Consider the following 19,673-nt stretch of genomic DNA (forward strand, 5'->3'; position numbering starts at 1 on the left):
TGTGGTAATTTAAAAAAAATTGTTGTGTACAGAAAGGCAGCCTGAAAATTTCAGGCTGCCTGATTTAATTAAATAAAGTATTGTATTTTAACGCAACCATATAAATGGGAAAAGGGCGAAATCAATTTGTTTGGGAAAAACTATTTTTTAATGAGATTTCAGCAAAAGCAGCCTGAAAAATGTTTATTGAAATCGCCCACCTTTAATACTGACACTTCCTAATCTTGCAGCAAGCCCTTGATTACGCAGCGCATGTGTCAGCGCAACCGCCAAACCATCTGCCGCATCAGCTTGTGGCGTACCCGATAATTTTAACATTTGTACCACCATATGCTGCACCTGTTCTTTCGCCGCTTTTCCTTGTCCCACCACCGCTTGTTTTACTTGTAACGCGGTGTATTCGTACACAGGCAAATCGCGCAACACCAACGCAGCCACCGTCGCACCACGCGCTTGTCCCAGCATCAGCGTGGCTTTGGGATTCACATTGACAAAAACCTGTTCAATCGCGGCTTGCGTGGGGCGATAAGTGTCAATGATTTCGCTGATATGGCGCACAATAATACCAATGCGTCCAGCCAGTTCATCATTGGGAATGGTTTTGATGCAGCCTGATGCGACATACAAAAAATCGCGCCCGACCACATCAATAATGCCAAAACCTGTGGTGCGGCTACCAGGGTCTATGCCAAGAATGCGTATGGGTTTATTCATTATTGTTGTTTATCCAAATGAGTGATTGAATTATATTTTAACATATTGATTTTTAGTATCAAATTTTATCAACCATAAATATAGTCGTAGAAATGAAAATGCAGTACAAGGCGACAATGCCCGCCGTGTACGAATAGTACATAAGGGCGTTGGCAACGCCGTACTGCTTTTTCAGTTCTGCGACTATATTATTCAAATCATTATCTAGCAAAATGTAGCCTGAAAACATGAATTTTATTTTCAGGCTGCCTTTTATACAATGCAATCAATGTGCATCGTCCCAATTTGCACCCACGCCGACTTCTGCCAACAATGGCACATTCAACACACCCTCTCCCACGCTCGCCATGATTTCAGGCAATTTTTGGCGGATTAAATCCAATTCATCTTGCGCCACTTCCAAAACCAATTCATCGTGAACCTGCATCACCAATTGACTTTTCAGGCTGCCTGAAAGCAAAAATTGTTGCACCGCAATCATCGCACGTTTAATCAAATCGCTCGCCGTGCCTTGCATGGGCGCGTTAATTGCTGCACGTTCTGCGCCAGCGCGTGCCATCGCATTTTTCGCATGAATATCAGGTAAATACAAACGTCGCCCAAACAAAGTTTCCACATAACCCAACGCTGCTGCCTGTTCTTTGGTACGCTGCATATAATCCGCCACACCGACATATCGCGCAAAATAGCGTTTGATAAACATATCTGCCGATACATTATCAATCCCCAACGATTTCGCCAAACCATAACTGCCCATGCCGTAAATCAAGCCAAAATTAATCGTTTTCGCATAACGGCGTTGTTCAGGCGTAATGTTTTCAGGCAGCATACCAAATACTTCTGCCGCCGTTCTGCGATGCACATCTTCATTATTTTGAAAGGCAGCCTGCAAAGTAGCATCGCCCGACAAATGCGCCATAATCCGCAATTCAATTTGCGAATAATCCGCCGAAACAATCACATATCCTTGTTGCGCAGAAAATGCACGGCGGACTTTGCGCCCTGCTTCTGTGCGAATCGGGATATTTTGCAGATTGGGATTATTGCTCGCCAAACGCCCCGTAATCGCCACCGCCTGCGCGTAATTGGTATGCACGCGCCCCGTTTGTGCGTTAATCATTTCAGGCAGCTTATCGGTATAGGTAGATTTCAATTTCGCTAAACTACGGTTTTGTAAAATAATTTTGGGTAAAGGATAATCGTCCGCCAATTTTTCCAACACGCTTTCATCGGTAGAAAAACCGCCTTTCGCCGTTTTTTTCACGCCTTTGGTGGGAATGCCCAATTTATCAAACAAAATTTCTTGTAATTGTTTAGGAGAATTGAGATTAAACGGTTGTCCAGCCAAATCAAAGGCTTGCTGCTCCAATGCCAATAATTCTGCGCCCAAAATCGTGCTTTGTTGCGCCAATTCCGCGCGGTCAATAAACACGCCCGTGCGTTCCATCGCAAACAAAACTTGTGCGACAGGCAATTCCATTTTTTCATACATTTCAAGTTGTTGCGCGTCCATTTGCGCTTTGAGATGCGATTCAATACGCAAAGCAAAATCCGCATCTTGGCAGGCGTATTCGGTGGCGTGTGCAATATCCACATCGGCAAACGAAATCGCTTTCGCACCTTTGCCACACAAACTTTCGTAAGTAATCGTTTCCAAGCCGAGCCATCTCGCCGCCAATTCGTCCAAACCGTGTCCTTTGTGGCTTTCCACAATATACGATGCGAGCATGGCATCACCCACAATTCCTTTTAAATCAATGCCATGGTTTTTGAAAACGTGTTGGTCATATTTCAGATTTTGCCCGATTTTGCCCAAAGATTCGTTTTCCAAAAATGGTTTCAGGCTGCCTGAAATGGTTTCCCAATCCAATTGTTGTGCGGCAAATGTGTGTGAAATGGGAATATACACCGCTTCTCCCGCTGCAAATGCGATGGAAATGCCCACCAATTGTGCGGCGAGTGGGTCAAGCGATGTGGTTTCCGTATCAAGCCCGATTTGTGAACAAGATTGCAATCGTGCCACCAAGTCCGCCAATTGTTCGGCTGTGGTAATCGATTGATAATTCAAATGATTGGGTTGTGGCGCAAGTGTGATTTCATTTTCAGGCTGCCTGAAAGTAGTTTGCGCTTCTGTTTCGGCTGATGCAAATAAATCGCCCGATTCACCTGTGGATAAGTGGCTTTCTGCTTCTTTGAGCCATGTTTTGAAACCCAATTCGCGAAACTGTGGCGCAAGTTCTGCCCACATCGGTGTTTGACGCGACAAATCGGCTAAACCGCGTGGCAATTCTGCTGACAAATCCACATCGGTTTTAATCGTAACCAATTCATACGACAATGGTAATTGTGGCAATGCGGCGCGTAAATTTTCACCAATTTTGCCTTTAAATTCATCGGCACGGCGCATAATTTCGTCCAGCGAATTAAATTCTGCCAGCCATTTTGCTGCGGTTTTTTCGCCACACTTTTCCACACCTGGTACGTTGTCCACTTTATCGCCCATCAGCGCGAGAAAATCGCGGATTTGCGTGGGTTTGACGCTGAATTTTGCCATCACGCCATTTTCGTCCAGCGTTTCATCTTTCATGGTATTAACCAGCGTGATGCGGTCATTGACCAGTTGCGCCATGTCTTTGTCGCCCGTGGAAATAATCACGCGCATATTTTGTGTGGCAGCCTGAACGGCGAGTGTGCCAATTACGTCATCGGCTTCCACATCGTTGATTTTTAATACTTTCCAGCCCATTAATTGTACCAATTCGGGCAGCTTATCGGCTTGTGGGCGCAAATCATCGGGCATGGGCGGACGAGTGGCTTTGTAATCGGGATACAGGGTGTGGCGGAAATTTTTGCCTTTGGCATCAAATACGACAGCGCAATATTCATGTGGTGTTTCATCGCGCAATTTTTGTAGCATTTTCAATACGCCGTAAATGGCGTTAGTGGGCATGCCGTTGGGCGCGGTTAGGTGTGTGAGTGCGTAAAATGCGCGGTATAAATAGGACGAGCCGTCCACGAGTAAAAGGGTTGGTGCGGTCATATTAGGCAGCCTGAAAGTAAAATAAATAAGGTGGAATTATACGCGAAAGGCAGCCTGAAAGTGTTCAGGCTGCCTTATGTTGATATTATCGTTTATTACAACGTTGCCAGTTCCCTGATGTACTTATTTGTACACGGGTTTTAGATTTTACATGCACCGCCAACGCAATTATCATCTTCTTGCGCAGCGTCTATGCCCCCTTCTACAACCATGCCGTCAAATTGTTCAAACAGATTGTCTAAATTGTCAAAATCCAAATCGTCTTGTTCGTTCATAATGTGCTTTCTTTAAAAATAGGATAGATTTCCAGCAAAATTGAATAGACTGCCTGAAAAATAAATGTATAGTGAATTCAATTTAAACCAGTATAGCGTTGCCAGCTCCCTTATGTACTATGTGTACACGGCGGTTGCTGTCGCCTTGTCCTGATTTAAATTGAATCCACTATATTTTTACTGGAAAACTAAATGGGTTTATGGAAATGGGAAAATAGGGTTATTGAGGTAAATTTCAAGTTTTCAGGCTGCCTTAATGATAAGGCAGCCTGAAAATAAATTAAAAACACCATTTGAATTTATGGTATTTTTTACAAAATTATTTAGCAGCAAACAGTTTCGCAAAAACTTTTTTCAAATCTTCTTCGGTTAAAGATAAACATTTGCGAATGTCGTCAAACGATAAACTACTTACGGCACGATTGACCAATTCTTCTGGTGCGCCCAGTTGTTTCAGTTTGGCGGCAAGCATTTGTCCCACCATAGATTCCAGAGCTTCTTGTCCTTCTGCTGAATTCATTTCCGTTCCTTTCAATTAGGGTCAAAATCAAAATTGCTATTATAACAATATTTTTTCAGGCTGCTTGATTATTTGCGCATTTCTGCTTCTAAAGCCGATAAATTTTGTTGTCTATCGTTGATTAATGTATTTAAGCGTGCAATCGTTGCGGTATTACCTGATTTTTGTGCGGCAGTCAGTCTTGTTTGTGCTGTACGCAACGCTAGTTTTTCGCGGTCAATTTCTTTTTGTAGAACTTGGCGACGGGTTAAAACTGGTGATTTAGCTGGTATGGCAACAACTTTTGCTGTTTGGATTCGGGTTTTGCTTTTGGGTTTATTGCGAACGATGGTTTTACTTTTAGTGGTTTGTTGAGTAGTATCTGTAATTGGTTTAGATGTGGGTGGAATAATTATCGTATCATCAAATGAACCGTATTCCGTTGTGTTCCAAATGCGACTGATTTCATCGTTAATGGTTTGAGGAACGCTGGTTGTTGACTCAATGGGTTCTATTGTATTGCTGCTGTCCACAGTTTGTATGATTGGTGCATCTATGATGGTATTGGGTGTTTGTGTGGCAAGAGCTAATGGTGTGTGAGCAGTGCTGTTGAGTGCTGAAATATAACATTGTCTACCTGTTTTTTGGGTGGTGTAGTAGGGTTTATCATTAATCACGCAGATATAGGTTGTTTGGGCGTATACGAGGGGGCTAAATAAACCTGCAAGTAGGAAAAATATTGTTGAAAATAAATGGGTTTTCATAATTTTAATGTAATGTGAGGCTATGTTAAAGTTGGTATTTATCAAGTTTCAGGCTGCCTGAATGGTTGAGATTAATGACATCGCTAGGCTGTTATTGACCCTTAAGGCAGCCTGAAAATATTTTTCAGGCTGCCCTTTTGTGTTTATTTTGAAATAAGCCAAATCATTTATTTTTTAACACGATTATTTTTTTTCACAGAAGTGTTTTTGGTGCTACTGCCTTTTGGCTCAGTTTTTTTCGTTTGGGCTTTTTTGGCAGATGTTTTTTTAGTGGCTTTTTCAGCATTTGGTTCAGTAGTTTGTTCGCCAATCATGATGCCATTTGCTGCACCCCATTCTTGCAGTTTTTGCAAGAATACACGTCCCATTGGGCGAGGGTCGCCAGTAAACAGGGTTTTTAAGCCATTGTTTTCAATGATATAGCGACGTAATGCCAAGCGTTCTTCATGGTTTTCAGCTAAACGAATCGCGCAAGCAACATAGTCATCGGCGGTTTTGGTAATCAACCATTCTGGCAAGCCCAAGCGTTTGAACAAACCTTCGTCAATGTGTTCGTGTACTTCTGGACCTGTTTTGCATACGCCCACCAAACCAAGTGTTACCATGTCAATGATGCCGTTGGTGTTGCCAAATGGGAATGGGTTAATCATCATGTCGCATTGATTCAAGGTTTCCAAATATTTATCGTAACCTTGATGTGGATGGGCGGTAACATCGTTGCCCAAATAAGATTTTAGGAAACGTTCTACATACGGATGTGTGACACCGCTGGATTGCCCCAATGCAAAATGGAAATGTACTTTAACTTTGGCACGGTCGCGAATGGCTTTGCATGCTTCCAAGAAATAAGGGTTTAATTTCATGGTGGTTGATGCAATACCGATTTGTACAACTTCTGGGTGATTGCGCAAACGGCATTTTACCTCGTTAGGTGCTAATGCCGATGGTACATAGGGCAGTGCATCTTTGGGTAAACGCAATAATTTTTCGCTGAAACATTCTTCGCTGCCAACGTAATCGTCTTCTACAACTACATATTCAATGAATGGCGAATGTGTTGTACCTGGGTGTCCCAAGGCAACAGCTTGAATCGGGGCAACGCGCGTGTTGCTTAAAAAAATCGGTGCCATGTCCATACCGATGCTTGGCATATACAAAATAGCAGGTTGTACTTGTTCACATATTTCACGAATGCTTAATAATTTATCTATTATGCTGCTGCGTTCAATTTCGTGGAACTCATCAAATACTTCTCGTCCCGCTTGGTCAACGGCTGGTCCACCGATACCAATCAGATGAAAATGTTCACGTGCAGCAACCATAGAAGTGGAATGTGTGCGATAAATGGAATGCGCAGAATGGAAATGTTCCAGCAAAACCACCATAACAGGTTTGCCATTTTTATAAGCAATTTTGCTAACATCGCGGTCTTTCCAGCCGTATTCTAGTAAATGACGGCGAATGACTTGGTTCAATGCGTCTTTTACATTGTGTTTATTGGCGGCAACGTCATAACTGCAATGCATATAAACATCATGGCTAATGTTACTTGGGACTTTGTTCAAGTTGGGCAATGTTGCCAATTTTTCAGGGAACCATTGCAGAATATTGCCGCGTTTGGTAAATGCTGCTTTTGTGCCAATAAAGCGAGGTGATTGCAAAGCAAAACATAAAGATGCGCATAAATCAGGGTCGGCATCCCATAACATTTGGAAATTCAAATCTACATTAGATTCTGGCAGATACATAATCGCAAATTTGTAAAATGCAGATTTATTGCTATCCAAGCTCATGGCTTTCCACAAAGAGTTGGGTTCAGGATTGCGATTATAGGTTGCCAAAATGTGGTCGGCATTGACGTAAGGCGATGATGCAAACACCATATTAATCCAACGTTGCAACAATAAAAAACGTTGTGCGCCTGCTTCGCTGATAGACAATGCTGGGTCGGTGAATAAAGTGGTTGCAGCGGTGGCAACGCGTGTACAAAAATGTTTAACCACTTCATATCCCATGCCATTTAATTGATTAGGATAAGCCATATCAATATTTTGCAATCCACCAAAGTTGGCATCTAGTTTTCCTAAAATGGCTAAAAATTCTTGACAAGCTGCTTCATAATTTTTGGCAGCAACGGCTTGTTCAAAACGTTCTACGCTGGGATTTTGTTGTGGGGTAGACGAAGTAGACATAGGGTAATTCCTTTTGAATTAATGGTGTAATTGAAAAATATGGCTAATGGGAACAGCGTTGAAAATTATTGCCATATTATTTGCATCGTTATTTGAAATAGAAATTAAGACAACGCAACCACGACCGTTGTGTACAAATTAAATAATTTATAGGAAGCTGGTAACGTTGTATTCATTATTATTTTAAACGGCTATACTGTTTGCGCTTCACTGTTTCGTCTCATTAAGTAATTTTTATTCATAAACATAAAATCAAACCATTAATCTTATGCTTATGAATACAGTTTCTATTAATTGGATTAAAGTGAGCTTACCTACATAATATGTTTGCACATTCTGTGTTGCTATCGTTTTGAACGATACACAAATTTAGAGTTGCGCAAAGATTTCAGTCCACAAGTAATCCGCCATAAATATAAAATTAAGCAAACAATATGCCGATGCCGTATGTTAAATTTAGATTACTGATTTGTAAATTGAAAATATCAAAAATCGTTTGTTGATATAACGACATGTAGATAAAATAACGACAAATTTAAGAATTTGAAAAAATGATAAGCTGAATTTTTATATTTCCAACGCAAATAGTGTAGAAATAAACCGCGTTGTTTACATAACAGGTTGAGAAAAATAAGCTTGTAGCATTTCAAATGACGTATCGCCATTTAGTGTAGAAATTATGGTGGATTCAATTTAAATCAGGACAAGGCGACAGCGACTGCCGTGTACACATAGTACATAAGGGAGCTGGCAATGCTAGTAATTTCTACAGACGTCAGATTCAAGAGTCCTACAGTTTTGGATTTTGAAAGATTTCAAGATGCATGATTGTAGCGTGAAAAACAGAAAAAGGCAGCCTGAAAAGTTTTCAGGCTGCCTTTTTGTTTGTATCGTATAAATTGAATAGAATCAATCAGAAGCTAATGACAGCGTTGTTTTCCTTTGGATTGAACGATTTTGTCTAAAAAAGTTTTGTATCCAATATTGCTGCACTGCTATTGTTTTTTAAACTATCCAATCTGATTTATACATCATACATGATGACGACTTTCGCCACTACCTTCAATATTCTCTACACATCGTGTACATAGGGTTGGATGCGCTGCAACTGTTCCCACGTTTGGTGTGTAGTGCCAACAACGTTCACATTTTTGTGCATTAGATACGGTAACTTGTGCGGCTAATTCATCGCCTTGTTGTACATGAATAGAGGATACCAACATCACAAATTTCAATTCATCTCCCAGCGTGTCAAGGGCTGAGAATACATCGGTAGGTGCAGTTAATAACACTTCCGCTTGTAGTGATGAACCAATGGATTTGTCGGCACGCAGAGGTTCAATTGCTGCATTTACAGTAGCGCGAGCAGTGCGGATTGCTGTCCATTTGCTCAATAATTCTGTTTCGCTAGTAGCAGAGATGGTTGGGAAGTTGTGTAAAGTGTGATACAACACGCTATCTTCTTCGCCACCACCGATAATGTCCCACGCTTCTTCCGCCGTGAAACACAACACAGGCGACATCAGCAAAACCAAACTGCGTGTAATATGATACAAAGCGGTTTGTGCGCTTCGGCGCGCGTGTCCGTCTGCTTTGGTGGTATACAAACGGTCTTTTAATATGTCCAAATAGAATGAACCCAAATCCTCTGAACAAAATTGCACCAAATCTTGTACCGCAAAATGGAAGGCGTAGCGTGGATAATAATCACCAGCAATGCGTTCTTGCAGTTGTCGCGCTAACAACAAGGCATAACGGTCAATTTCTACCATATCGGCAAATGGTACGGTGTCTTCAACTGGGTTGAAATCTTTTAAATTAGCAAACAAAAAGCTCAACGTATTGCGAATGCGACGGTAACTTTCAGTTACACGTTTCAAAATTTCTTTGGAAATCGCCAATTCGCCCGAATAATCGGTCGCAGCTGTCCACAGGCGCAAAATATCCGCGCCAAATTCATTGTACACTTCCTGCGGTGCAACTACATTGCCCAAAGATTTGGACATTTTATGTCCATTTTGGTCAACCACAAAACCGTGTGTTAATAGTTGTTTATACGGCGCACGCCCAATGGTGGCGCAACCTGTGAGCATGGACGATTGGAACCAACCGCGATGTTGGTCGCTGCCTTCCAAATATAAGTCAGCAGGATATGCTAATTCAGGGCGTTGTTTCACAACTGAATAATGGGTGCTGCCTGAATCAAACCATACGTCCATTGTGTCGGTTAGTTTATCGTACACTTCACAATCTTCGGGCGACAAGATTTCTGCTTTGTCCAAATCAAACCATGCGTTAATGCCTTTTTGTTCAATCAGTTTGCAAACTTGTTCCAAATATTCGGCAGAATTAGGGTGCAGTTCGCCTGTTTCTTTATGCACAAAAAACACCATAGGCGTACCCCATGAACGTTGGCGCGACACCACCCAATCGGGGCGACCTTCAATCATAGCTTGTAAACGCGCACGTCCCCATGCAGGGAAAAATTCGGTATTATCTACTGCTTTTAGGGCATTGTTGCGCAAGGTGTTGCCTGATGTACCTGCTTTGTCCATGCCGATAAACCATTGTGCGGTGGCGCGGTAAATCAGGGGCGTTTTGTGTCGCCAACAATGCGCGTAACTGTGTTCCAATTTTTTATTAGACAATAACACATTGTTTTCATTCAGCCATTCAATAATCGCCGCATTGCCTTGTTCAAACACGTGCATACCTGCCAAACGCGGTACTTCGCTGATGTAACGTCCTTGCGCGTTCACAGGGTTATACAATTCAATTTTGTATTTATTGCAAACAATATAGTCTTCCAAACCATGTGCAGGCGCAGTATGCACCAAACCTGTACCTGCTTCGGTGGTAACGTGGTCGCCGTTTAACATCAAAATATCGCGTTGCAAAAATGGGTGCGACAAAACCAAATGTTCCAATGCTGCACCTGTGGTTTCCGCCAACACAGGGCTGCCTGCAAAACCAAATCGTGCCAATGCGGCTTCTGCCAATTCTTTCGCCAACACCAATTTGCCGCGTGGCGTATCAATCAATTGATAAACAATGTCCGCGCCCGCAGAAATCGCTTGGCTGGCTGGGAGTGTCCAAGGGGTGGTTGTCCAAATCACGGCAAAACATTCGCCCGAAAGTTCAGGCAGCCTGAATGCTTTTGCCAACGCTGCGTTATCGTGAAATGGATACGCCACATCAATGGCTGGGGAAACCTTGTCGCGGTATTCCACTTCTGCTTCCGCCAAAGACGAGCCACAATCCAAGCAAAATTGGACGGGTTTCGCGCCGCGATACAAATAACCTGCTTTGTAGATTTCGCCCAAAGTGCGGACGGTGTCGGCTTCGGTTTTGTAATCCATGGTCAAATAGGGTTGTTCCCAATCGCCCATAATGCCCAAGCGGATAAAGTCTTTTTTCTGACGGGCAATTTGTTCGCTGGCGTATTCGCGGCACAGTTCGCGGAATTTGCCTGCGGGCATGTCTTTGCCGTGTAATTTTTCCACCATCACTTCAATCGGCAAACCATGACAGTCCCACCCCGGAACGTAGGGCGCGTCAAAGCCAGCCAAAGTTTTGCTGCGGATAATGATGTCTTTCAAAATTTTATTGACCGCATGACCGATGTGAATATCGCCGTTGGCATACGGCGGACCATCGTGCAAAATGAATTTTGGGCGACCTGCGGCTTTTTGACGCAGTTTTTGATAACGTTTTTCGTCTTGCCATTGTTTAACCCATGCTGGTTCACGCTTGGCAAGATTGCCGCGCATAGGGAAAGGCGATTCAAATAAATGGACGGTTTTGCTGTAATCGGACATGGTTTTTGCTCATAAAATTGTTAAGAAATAGGGTTTCAGGCTGCCTTTTTGCGTTACAAATTGCTTATTTTGTTAAAAAATACCCTTTCAGACTACCTGAAAAAAGTATTTCATTTTATAAGGATTTAGGCAGCCTGAAAAGCAACTTTTCGTGTAAATCGGGAAGTAAATTTCAGTTAAACCAATAACAAGTGACTACATTTTTTCAAACACTTGATTATAATGTTTCTCAATTACTCGCAAACGAAAGGAAATCGTTATGAAAAAAATTGCATTTTTAGCAACGGCTGCTGTTTTAGCATTGAGCGCGTGCAGTCAAACTTCTGCACCACAATCGCATAATCATCACAACCATCACAACCATTCTGTTGCGACTCATACCGCAAGCAGCTTGTCTGACCAAGTATTTACTTGCCAAAATGGTATGACGGCTACTGTGAAACACAATGTGGGCGAAGATAAAATCCGTTTGCATGTGGACACGATTGAAAGCAGCACTATTTTGAGCCTTGCTCCATCGGGTTCGGGTGAGCGTTATATCAATGCCAATGGTTTTTATAATAAAGCCACCGAGTTTCATATGAAAGGCAAAGAAGCTGCATTCAACTTCCAAGACCCTTATGGTAATCAAGTGCAAACGGCTTGTTATAGCAAATAATTTTCAGGCTGCCTGAAATAAACTTTTACCTTTAAAACAACTTATTTCTGAATAAGGAATTTATCATGAAAAAAATCGTATTGACTGTTTCTGCTGTTGCTTTGGCTTTGGGCATGAATGTTGCGCAAGCGGCACCCAAAAAAGTAACAGGGCAAAAATTTGAATGCAAAAACGGTGCGACTGTTACGATGAAACGCTTGGGTGGCGACAAAGTGCGTGTTTATGTGGATACGATTGGTGCAAGCACTATTTTGCGAGCTGCTCCAACGGGTTCAGGCGAACGCTACATCAGCAATCGTGGTTTCTACAAAAAAGGTACGGAGTTTCAAGTGAAAGGTAAAGATGCACACTTGATTTTCAACGACCCCTATAAAAATGTGGTGGAAACTTCTTGCCGTAGAAAATAATTTGCGTGTACCATTGATTCAGGCAGTTTGAGTTTTTCAGGCTGCCTGAAAATTTAAAGCTGTATCATTTTATTACATTTGAGGAATAGTACGATGAAAATCAAACACTTCATGATTGTTTCTGCGTTTGCAGCATTGGCAGCGTGTACCAACAATCCAAATAATACTTCTGCTCCAGCGCAGCCTGTTAAAACAGAAACTGCTGCATCTACTCAAACACAAGTGAGCAATCTGCATTCTGGCGATAGTCGTGTGTTTGTATGTGAAAACGGCATGACTGCTAATGTAACTTATATGATTGATGAGCGTGAGGATAAAGAAAACGCCATTCATTTGAATGTGGATACCATTGGTGCGAGCGCGCATTTGACACAAAAAGTTTCTGCTTCGGGCGAACGTTATGCTGCGGATAAGGGTTTTTATGATAAAGCAACCGAATGGCATGAAAAAGGTGGCGAGGCTTATTTTGAATTTACTGACCCTTATGGTAATAAAACCGAAACAACATGTAATGTCAAAACGAAATAAATGATTTTGTCATTAAGGCAGCCTGAAAAATACTTTCAGGCTGCCTTTCTTGTTGTTTGTTTGATTTTCTGCCACAATTATATAGTAGATTCAATTTATAGTGAATTCACTATAGTCGTTTAGTCGGGGTGCTGCGAATAGCGGCTGAGATGATACCCGTGAACCTGATGCAGATAATGCTGGCGTAGGAAACTAAAAAGCGTATATAAACGCAGAATATGATGACCGATTTCAGCATCGTTTTTATAAACTATGATGAATCGGTCTTTTTGCGTTTAACACGCGTCAGGCAGCCTGAAAGCATGATTTGCGATTTATCCACAAATCAACAAGGAAACAAAAATGAATAAAATTCATGCAACATTATTGTGTTTATCTATTATGCTGACTGCAAGCGCGTGGGCAAAAACCGAAGTGCGTTTGGCGGTACATGATTCGTATGATTTGCCCAAAGAAGTAGTGGCAAAATTTGAACAACAAAATGATGCGAAAGTGTCGGTCATCAAATTAGGTGATGGTAATGAGATGCTCAACCGTTTGATTTTGACGAGAAATGGTACGGTTTTGGCAGATGCGGTGTTTGGGCTGGATAATAATACGGTGTTGAAAGCATACGAAGCAGGTATTTTGGCAGCCAATCAGCCAAAAAGTGTGCCTACAATTGTTTCGCTGCCACATATTTTGGCGGTAGATTATGGTTTTATTTCTTTGAATTATGATAAAAAATGGTTTGCGGAGAAAAAATTGCCTTTGCCACAATCGTTGGCAGATTTGGCAAAACCAGCATATAAAAATTTGTTGGCGATGCCTAATCCCAATACATCTACCCCAGGTTTGGCGTTTTTATTAGCCAATATTAGTGGTTTGGGTGAAGAAGCGGCTTTTAAATGGTGGGGCGATATGCGACAAAATGGGGTTAAAATTACCAAAGGTTGGTCGGAAGCGTATTATACCGATTTTACTTTGAACGGCGGTTCGCGTCCTATTATTGTGGGATATGCCAGCAGTCCTGCGGCGGAAGTTTTTTATAGTAAAGGAAAATTGAAAACGCCGAATATGGGTAATTTGTTTTTGCAAGGTGGTAGTTATGTGCAGATTGAAGGTGCGGCGGTGTTGAATAAAGCCAAGCAGCCTGAATTGGCGGAAAAATTGGTGCAATTTTTACAAAATCCTGCGGTACAACAATCGGTTACAACTTCTATGTGGGTGTACCCTGCGGTGAAAAATACGCGGCATCATCCCATTATTGTTCATACATCAGCACCGAATAATGCAGAATTTTTGCCCGCAGCACAGGTCAATGCCAAACAAAAAGCATGGTTGGCGCGGTGGACAAAAACGGTATTGCGGTAAAAATCTTTCAGGCTGCCTATAATGTTTCACATGAAACATTATAGGCAGCCTGAAAACATATCGTAAAAATATCCCCTTTTTTTAAACTTTATATTAAAATCTAAATTTCAGGCTGCCTTTTATTGTAAATAGGCAGCCTGAAACCTTTGTTTTAAAACATATTTTAAAGGTTATTATGAGTAACGGTATTTTTTCATGCTTTGCCCAAGAAGGTGCATTAGACAAAGTACATTGTATTGTTAATGCTATTAGTAACCCCTTATGGGACTGGTTGGTTGTCATTTTATTGGGTGTGGGTTTTTTCTTTACCATTGCCACAGGTTTTGTGCAATTACGGTTATTTGGACGCAGTATCAAAGAAATTCGCGGTAGCCGACAAAACGCTAATCAAAACAGTGGGATTTCTGCATTCCAAGCGTTTGTAACGGGTCTAGCCAGTCGCGTAGGAACGGGGAATATTGCAGGTGTAGCATTAGCGATTTCTATTGGTGGACCTGGTGCCGTATTGTGGATGTGGCTGACTGCACTGATTGGTATGAGTTCTGCATTTGCTGAATCCACATTGGCACAATTATTCAAAGTACGCGATAAACAAACGGGATTATTTCGCGGTGGCCCCGCTTATTATATTGCGCATGGTTTGAATCAACATTGGTTGTCGGTGCTGTTTTCGGTCAGTTTAATTGTGTGCTTTGGTTTTGTATACGAAGCCATTCAAGCTAATACGATTGTGCAAGCCATACAATCAGCAAGCAATATGACTCCTGCTGATGGCGTTACCGAAGAAGTTTGGGATAATTACAAACACGGCATTGGTGCATTTTTAGTCATTATTACCGCCCCTATTATTTTTGGTGGTATCAAACGAGTAGCGCGAATTGCAGAAGGCATTGTGCCATTGATGGCGATTGTGTATCTGCTTGTTACATTGTATGTGATGATAACCAATATCAGCGAAATTCCGCGTGTATTTAATTTGATTATTCAAGATGCGTTTAGCAGCAAAGCCGTTGAAGGTGGTTTTTTAGGTGGCATCTTCTCGCAAGCCATGATGTATGGTATCAAACGTGGTTTATATTCTAACGAAGCAGGTCAAGGTTCTGCGCCCAATGCAGCGGCATCAGCAGACGTTAAACACCCTGTTTCACAAGGCTTAATCCAAATGCTAGGCGTATTTATTGACACAATGGTGGTATGTTCTTGTACCGCATTTGTCATTTTGCTATCTGATACATCACTGAATGCAGATTTAAGTGGCATTCAATTAACCCAAGCCGCATTGGAAAGTCATATTGGTTCATGGGCGCAACAATTCTTGGCATTTATTCTGTTTATGTTCGCGTTTACCACCATTATCGGTAACTATGCTTATGCTGAAACCAATATTCACTATCTACACAGCAACTGGCTGGTGTTGGCACTTTTCCGTATGGCAGTACTGGGCTTTGTGTATTTTGGCGCAGTCGCAAAAGTACCCGTTGTATGGGATATGGGTGATTTAGCAATGGGCGTGATGGCATTAATTAACTTGGTGGTTATTTTGCTGATGTACAAATACGTTTTACTGCTGTTGAAAGACTACACGGTGAAATTGCGTATGGGTAAAAAAGAACCTGAGTTTAAATTGAGTGAACATCCTGTGTTGAAACGCAAAATCAAATCCAATATTTGGTAAAAGATAGCATTAAAAAACAAAAAGGCAGCCTGAAAAATATTTTCAGGCTGCCTATCTTATTGTTCTGAATCCATATTCTTGTTTTCATTATCTGCTTCGTCATACGCTTCTACAATTTTTTGTACAAGCGGATGGCGAACCACATCTTCGCTAGTAAACGTATGAAAATACAAGCCCTCCACGTTACCTAATTTTTCACGCGCATCGCGCAAGCCTGATTTGATATTGCGAGGCAAATCAATTTGGCTCAAATCACCTGTAATCACGGCTTTGGTACCGAAACCGATGCGTGTTAAAAACATTTTCATTTGTTCGGGCGTGGTGTTTTGCGCTTCGTCCAAAATCACATACGCGCCGTTGAGCGTGCGTCCGCGCATATAGGCGAGCGGCGCAATTTCAATCAAACCTTTTTCCATTAATTTGGTAACGCGGTCAAAGCCCATCAAATCGTAGAGCGCGTCATACAGTGGGCGTAAATACGGGTCTACTTTTTGTGCTAAATCGCCAGGGAGAAAACCGAGTTTTTCGCCCGCTTCCACCGCAGGACGCACCAAAACAATGCGTTCTATTTGGTGTTTGTCCATGGCGTCCACTGCTGCTGCGACCGCCAAATAGGTTTTGCCCGTGCCTGCTGGCCCCAGTCCGAACACAATATCGTGATTGAGCAGGGCGCGAATGTAACCGTTTTGGCGTGGTGTGCGTCCGCTTATACTGCCACGTTTGGTGTGGAAATAGTAGGCGTGGTTTTTGTCGGTTTTTTCAATGTGTTGGCTGTCAGCGGTTTTCGCTTCTACGGCAGCAAGGTTGATGTCTTCATCTGACAAATCGCGTTGTTCAGCGATGTCCATTAAATTGACCAAGGCATTACGTGCTGCGTGGGCATGGCTGCCTGAAAACGTGAAATGGTCAAATCGTCGGCTGATTTGTGTATCCAAAATGTGTGCTAGCGCAGTTAAATTGTCGTCTAATGCGCCGCATAGTCTTTGTAGGGCGATGGGGTCGTAATCTTCAAATTGTAAATGTACAGTTGTCATATTTTGCTTTCGTGATTCGGATACGATACACATGATGTATAGTGGATTCACTAAATCAGGACAAGTCGGTAGCGAGAGCCGTGTACAGCTAGTACATAAGGGAGCTGGTAACGCTGTACTGGTTTAGTGAATTCACTATATAGTCGTAGAAGTGAAAATGCAATACAAGGCGAGCCAACGCCGTAGTACTTTTTCAATTCTGTGGCTATACTTGTTTTGCAGGAATTTCGGTAAACAATTTACCACAATCTAAAATGTTTCAGGCTGCATAGTGTGTTTTATTCGCTCCATGCAGCCTGAAAATTAGGATAAGCTATTATACTGCGATTGAGCTTTACGGTATCATTCAAAGATATTTTCAGGCTGCCTTTCTTTCACTAAGCACAAAGGATGCAATATGGAGCAACTCAATCTTATTTATCTGATTATGGCGGTATTGCTGTTTGCCAGCGTATTAGCAAGTCGCCTGTCTGCACGTTTAGGCATGCCTTTGTTGTTAGCGTTTTTGGGTGTCGGCATGCTCGCGGGCGAAGAAGGCATTGGCGGTATTGTGTTTAACAATTTTGTTGGTGCATCGCTGGTCAGTCAATTAGCATTGGCGATTATTTTGTTGGACGGCGGCTTGCGTACACAATATGCAACTTTCCGTATTGCGCTCAAACCTGCGGCGATTTTAGCCAGTTGGGGCGTATTGGCAAGTGTTGGTTTACTCGGTATTTTCACCACGCTGTTTTTGGGAATTGATTGGAAACTGGGTTTATTGATGGCAGCGATTGTGGGTTCAACCGATGCGGCTGCCGTGTTTTCTTTATTGCGTAACAGCGGCGTGCGACTCAATCCGCGTATTCAAGCCACGTTGGAATTGGAAAGTGGTGTCAATGACCCGATGGCGATTTTGTTGGTTAGTATACTTATCAGCTTGATAACGCAGCCTGAAAATACAACTTTTGCAAGCGCGTTTATCATGTTACTAAAACAACTCGGTTTGGGTTTGGTTGTAGGTATATTAGGTGGCAAAATCTTGGCGTGGTTATTGGCGCGTATTCGTCTTGCCGAAGGGATGTATGCCTTAATGATTGCATCGGGTGGCGTAGCCTTGTTTGCCCTAACCAATATGACAGGAGGGAGCGGTTTTTTGGCGGTCTATTTGGCAGGCGTATTGATTGGCAATGCACGCAATGCTTCTACCGAGCACGTTTTAACCGTGATGGACGGTTTGGCATGGTTGGCACAAGCTACCATGTTTTTGGTATTGGGTTTATTGGTTACGCCATCGCATTTGCTGGATAAAGCATGGGTAGCGTTGGCGATTGCCAGCTTCCTGATTTTGGTTGCACGCCCAGTAGCCGTGTACACTTCTATCAAATGGTTCAAATATCGCCGTGCTGAAATTGCCTACATCAGTTGGGTAGGATTACGCGGTGCCGTTCCCGTTACTTTGGCGATTATGCCGATGATGATGGGCGTAGAAAACGCACGATTTTTGTTTGATATTGCCTTTGCGGTGGTAATTTTATCGCTGCTGATTCAAGGCACGACCATTCCCTATTTTGCCAAAAAATCGGGCATGACTTTGCCACCGCAGCCTGAACCTTTGGAAACCCGCGAACTTTGGTTAGCTGATAAATTATCCGTTACCATGCAAGCCTTTCGCGTAGAAGAAAATTCGGAAGCCGTAAATAGCCACCCTTACGCCATGACACGCGATGCCCGTTTTTCAGGCTGCCGTTTATTTGTATTGGTACGCAATAATCAAACGATTAAAGTAGATTTCACGACACAAATGCAAGTCAATGATATAGCGTGGTACACCCTACCCGAAATACACGGTTCAGCCTTTGCACGACAATTTGCCGATGATTCAGGCAGCCTGAATGAACAACAATTCTATGGCGAATTTGAAGTTAATCCCAATGTAAAATTGAGTGATTTAGCATTTATGTATGGCGTGCAAGCAGCGGAAGAAGACCGAGAAAAATCACTGGCTGATTTGTTTAGCGAACGATTTGGCGGTATTCCTGTGGCTGGCGACCGAATTTATTTGGACAACTTTTGTTTAACTGTTAAAGTTTTAAATGAACAAGGCAAAATTCAATCGGTTGGTTTGAAAATGCCGAAAATAGCAGAATAGTAGGCTAAGGTTTTCAGGCTGTCTATCTACAATAGGCAGCCTGAAAACATAAAATCCCTGTATAATCCGCCGTACAGGTTGAACAGACAGTCGCCGCGTATCACAAACATACGGGGAGGAAAGTCCGGGCTACACAGAGCAAAATGCCAGCTAACGGCTGGGCATGGTAACATGACGGAAAGTGGAACAGAAAGCAATACCGCCGATGACGTGGCAACACGAACAGGTAAGGGTGAAAAGGTGCGGTAAGAGCGCACCGTGCAACTGGCAACAGTTCGCAGCAGGCTAAACCCCATTTGTAGCAAGACCAAACAGAACATATTGACGCTGCTCGCCGAGTGTTCGGGTAGGTTGCTTGAACGTACTGGTAACGGTACGTCTAGATGAATGACTGTCCAACGACAGAACCCGGCTTATCGTTTAACCTGTTTTTGTAGATTATTAGGCAGCCTGAAAACTTTTCAGGCTGCCTTTTGTATATGAAAATAATCTGAAAAACCATGTAAATCCAAAAGAAAAAGCAGCCTGAAAGCCATTATCAAATATACAAAATCCAGCAAAACTGTTATTCTAACAGCCTTTTTA

The 19,673-nt window shown here is 42.5% G+C and carries 14 protein-coding genes, 1 other RNA gene and 1 riboswitch; of the genes, 7 read left to right on the forward strand and 8 right to left on the reverse strand.

Annotation, left to right across the window (positions count from 1 at the left end):
• Window positions 1-183 precede the first annotated feature (183 nt).
• The 7 genes from ruvC to ileS form a co-directional block, all read right to left on the reverse strand.
• Window positions 184-714, reverse strand: coding sequence for a crossover junction endodeoxyribonuclease RuvC (gene ruvC / locus MIS45_RS01185; RefSeq protein ID WP_249450742.1), 531 nt, complete (start codon window positions 712-714; stop codon window positions 184-186).
• Window positions 715-979: 265 nt separating this feature from the next.
• Entirely contained in the window at window positions 980-3,754 is a 2,775-nt protein-coding gene (polA, locus tag MIS45_RS01190) for a DNA polymerase I (protein WP_249450743.1), read from the reverse strand.
• A 140-nt stretch (window positions 3,755-3,894) separates the two neighbouring features.
• Window positions 3,895-4,029 (reverse strand): hypothetical protein, encoded by a 135-nt coding sequence (locus MIS45_RS11295; protein ID WP_283397272.1) that lies wholly within the window; start codon window positions 4,027-4,029, stop codon window positions 3,895-3,897.
• Between the two features lie 319 nt (window positions 4,030-4,348).
• Window positions 4,349-4,549 carry a hypothetical protein gene (locus tag MIS45_RS01195; protein ID WP_249442828.1) on the reverse strand — a complete coding sequence of 67 codons (201 nt, stop codon included), beginning with the start codon at window positions 4,547-4,549 and terminating at the stop codon, window positions 4,349-4,351.
• 68 nt (window positions 4,550-4,617) lie between these two features.
• Complete coding sequence (locus MIS45_RS01200) at window positions 4,618-5,292, reverse strand: DUF4407 domain-containing protein (protein WP_249450744.1); 675 nt, start codon at window positions 5,290-5,292, stop codon at window positions 4,618-4,620.
• Between the two features lie 167 nt (window positions 5,293-5,459).
• Window positions 5,460-7,484, reverse strand: a complete 2,025-nt coding sequence (locus tag MIS45_RS01205; protein ID WP_249450745.1) for a UDP-glucose:protein N-beta-glucosyltransferase — start codon at window positions 7,482-7,484, stop codon at window positions 5,460-5,462.
• Between the two features lie 1,031 nt (window positions 7,485-8,515).
• The gene (gene ileS / locus MIS45_RS01210) at window positions 8,516-11,302 is read right to left on the reverse strand and encodes an isoleucine--tRNA ligase (RefSeq protein ID WP_249450746.1); all 2,787 of its coding nucleotides are present in this window, start codon (window positions 11,300-11,302) and stop codon (window positions 8,516-8,518) included.
• A 259-nt stretch (window positions 11,303-11,561) separates the two neighbouring features.
• On the opposite strand from ileS, the gene MIS45_RS01215 reads away from it, so the two are divergent.
• From MIS45_RS01215 to MIS45_RS01235, 5 genes are all read left to right on the forward strand, one after another.
• Window positions 11,562-11,960: an MliC family protein gene (locus tag MIS45_RS01215; protein ID WP_249450747.1), complete on the forward strand. Its 399-nt coding sequence runs from the start codon at window positions 11,562-11,564 to the stop codon at window positions 11,958-11,960.
• A gap of 65 nt (window positions 11,961-12,025) precedes the next feature.
• Window positions 12,026-12,367 (forward strand): MliC family protein, encoded by a 342-nt coding sequence (locus tag MIS45_RS01220; RefSeq protein ID WP_249450748.1) that lies wholly within the window; start codon window positions 12,026-12,028, stop codon window positions 12,365-12,367.
• Window positions 12,368-12,460: 93 nt separating this feature from the next.
• Window positions 12,461-12,895, forward strand: coding sequence for an MliC family protein (locus MIS45_RS01225; protein ID WP_249450749.1), 435 nt, complete (start codon window positions 12,461-12,463; stop codon window positions 12,893-12,895).
• 114 nt (window positions 12,896-13,009) lie between these two features.
• A riboswitch (TPP riboswitch) is annotated at window positions 13,010-13,103 on the forward strand.
• A 134-nt stretch (window positions 13,104-13,237) separates the two neighbouring features.
• Entirely contained in the window at window positions 13,238-14,248 is a 1,011-nt protein-coding gene (locus MIS45_RS01230) for a thiamine ABC transporter substrate-binding protein (protein WP_249450750.1), read from the forward strand.
• 175 nt (window positions 14,249-14,423) lie between these two features.
• Window positions 14,424-15,923 carry an alanine/glycine:cation symporter family protein gene (locus tag MIS45_RS01235; RefSeq protein WP_249442820.1) on the forward strand — a complete coding sequence of 500 codons (1,500 nt, stop codon included), beginning with the start codon at window positions 14,424-14,426 and terminating at the stop codon, window positions 15,921-15,923.
• Window positions 15,924-15,979: 56 nt separating this feature from the next.
• Here the strand turns inward: MIS45_RS01235 and MIS45_RS01240 are convergent, their stop codons facing one another.
• Entirely contained in the window at window positions 15,980-16,957 is a 978-nt protein-coding gene (locus MIS45_RS01240; protein WP_249450751.1) for a PhoH family protein, read from the reverse strand.
• A gap of 397 nt (window positions 16,958-17,354) precedes the next feature.
• Here MIS45_RS01240 and MIS45_RS01245 point away from each other — a divergent pair, with 397 nt between their 5' ends.
• Together MIS45_RS01245 and rnpB are read left to right on the forward strand one after the other, a co-directional pair.
• Window positions 17,355-19,088, forward strand: a complete 1,734-nt coding sequence (locus tag MIS45_RS01245; RefSeq protein WP_249450752.1) for a potassium/proton antiporter — start codon at window positions 17,355-17,357, stop codon at window positions 19,086-19,088.
• Window positions 19,089-19,162: 74 nt separating this feature from the next.
• An RNA gene (rnpB, locus tag MIS45_RS01250) (RNase P RNA component class A) lies at window positions 19,163-19,520 on the forward strand.
• Window positions 19,521-19,673 lie beyond the last annotated feature (153 nt).

Origin of the sequence: Wielerella bovis (assembly GCF_022354465.1) — a bacterium.
GTDB classification, from domain to species: Bacteria; Pseudomonadota; Gammaproteobacteria; order Burkholderiales; family Neisseriaceae; genus Wielerella; species Wielerella bovis.

What these genes read in the sequence shown, in the direction of transcription:
- MIS45_RS01235 (WP_249442820.1), top strand. Translation starts at nt 14,424, where the DNA reads ATGAGTAACGGTATTTTTTCATGCTTTGCCCAAGAAGGTGCATTAGAC.
- MIS45_RS01230 (WP_249450750.1), top strand. Translation starts at nt 13,238, where the DNA reads ATGAATAAAATTCATGCAACATTATTGTGTTTATCTATTATGCTGACT.
- ileS (WP_249450746.1), bottom strand. Translation starts at nt 11,302, where the DNA reads ATGTCCGATTACAGCAAAACCGTCCATTTATTTGAATCGCCTTTCCCT.
- ruvC (WP_249450742.1), bottom strand. Translation starts at nt 714, where the DNA reads ATGAATAAACCCATACGCATTCTTGGCATAGACCCTGGTAGCCGCACC.
- MIS45_RS01225 (WP_249450749.1), top strand. Translation starts at nt 12,461, where the DNA reads ATGAAAATCAAACACTTCATGATTGTTTCTGCGTTTGCAGCATTGGCA.
- MIS45_RS11295 (WP_283397272.1), bottom strand. Translation starts at nt 4,029, where the DNA reads ATGAACGAACAAGACGATTTGGATTTTGACAATTTAGACAATCTGTTT.
- MIS45_RS01215 (WP_249450747.1), top strand. Translation starts at nt 11,562, where the DNA reads ATGAAAAAAATTGCATTTTTAGCAACGGCTGCTGTTTTAGCATTGAGC.
- MIS45_RS01195 (WP_249442828.1), bottom strand. Translation starts at nt 4,549, where the DNA reads ATGAATTCAGCAGAAGGACAAGAAGCTCTGGAATCTATGGTGGGACAA.
- MIS45_RS01205 (WP_249450745.1), bottom strand. Translation starts at nt 7,484, where the DNA reads ATGTCTACTTCGTCTACCCCACAACAAAATCCCAGCGTAGAACGTTTT.
- MIS45_RS01240 (WP_249450751.1), bottom strand. Translation starts at nt 16,957, where the DNA reads ATGACAACTGTACATTTACAATTTGAAGATTACGACCCCATCGCCCTA.
- MIS45_RS01245 (WP_249450752.1), top strand. Translation starts at nt 17,355, where the DNA reads ATGGAGCAACTCAATCTTATTTATCTGATTATGGCGGTATTGCTGTTT.
- polA (WP_249450743.1), bottom strand. Translation starts at nt 3,754, where the DNA reads ATGACCGCACCAACCCTTTTACTCGTGGACGGCTCGTCCTATTTATAC.
- MIS45_RS01200 (WP_249450744.1), bottom strand. Translation starts at nt 5,292, where the DNA reads ATGAAAACCCATTTATTTTCAACAATATTTTTCCTACTTGCAGGTTTA.
- MIS45_RS01220 (WP_249450748.1), top strand. Translation starts at nt 12,026, where the DNA reads ATGAAAAAAATCGTATTGACTGTTTCTGCTGTTGCTTTGGCTTTGGGC.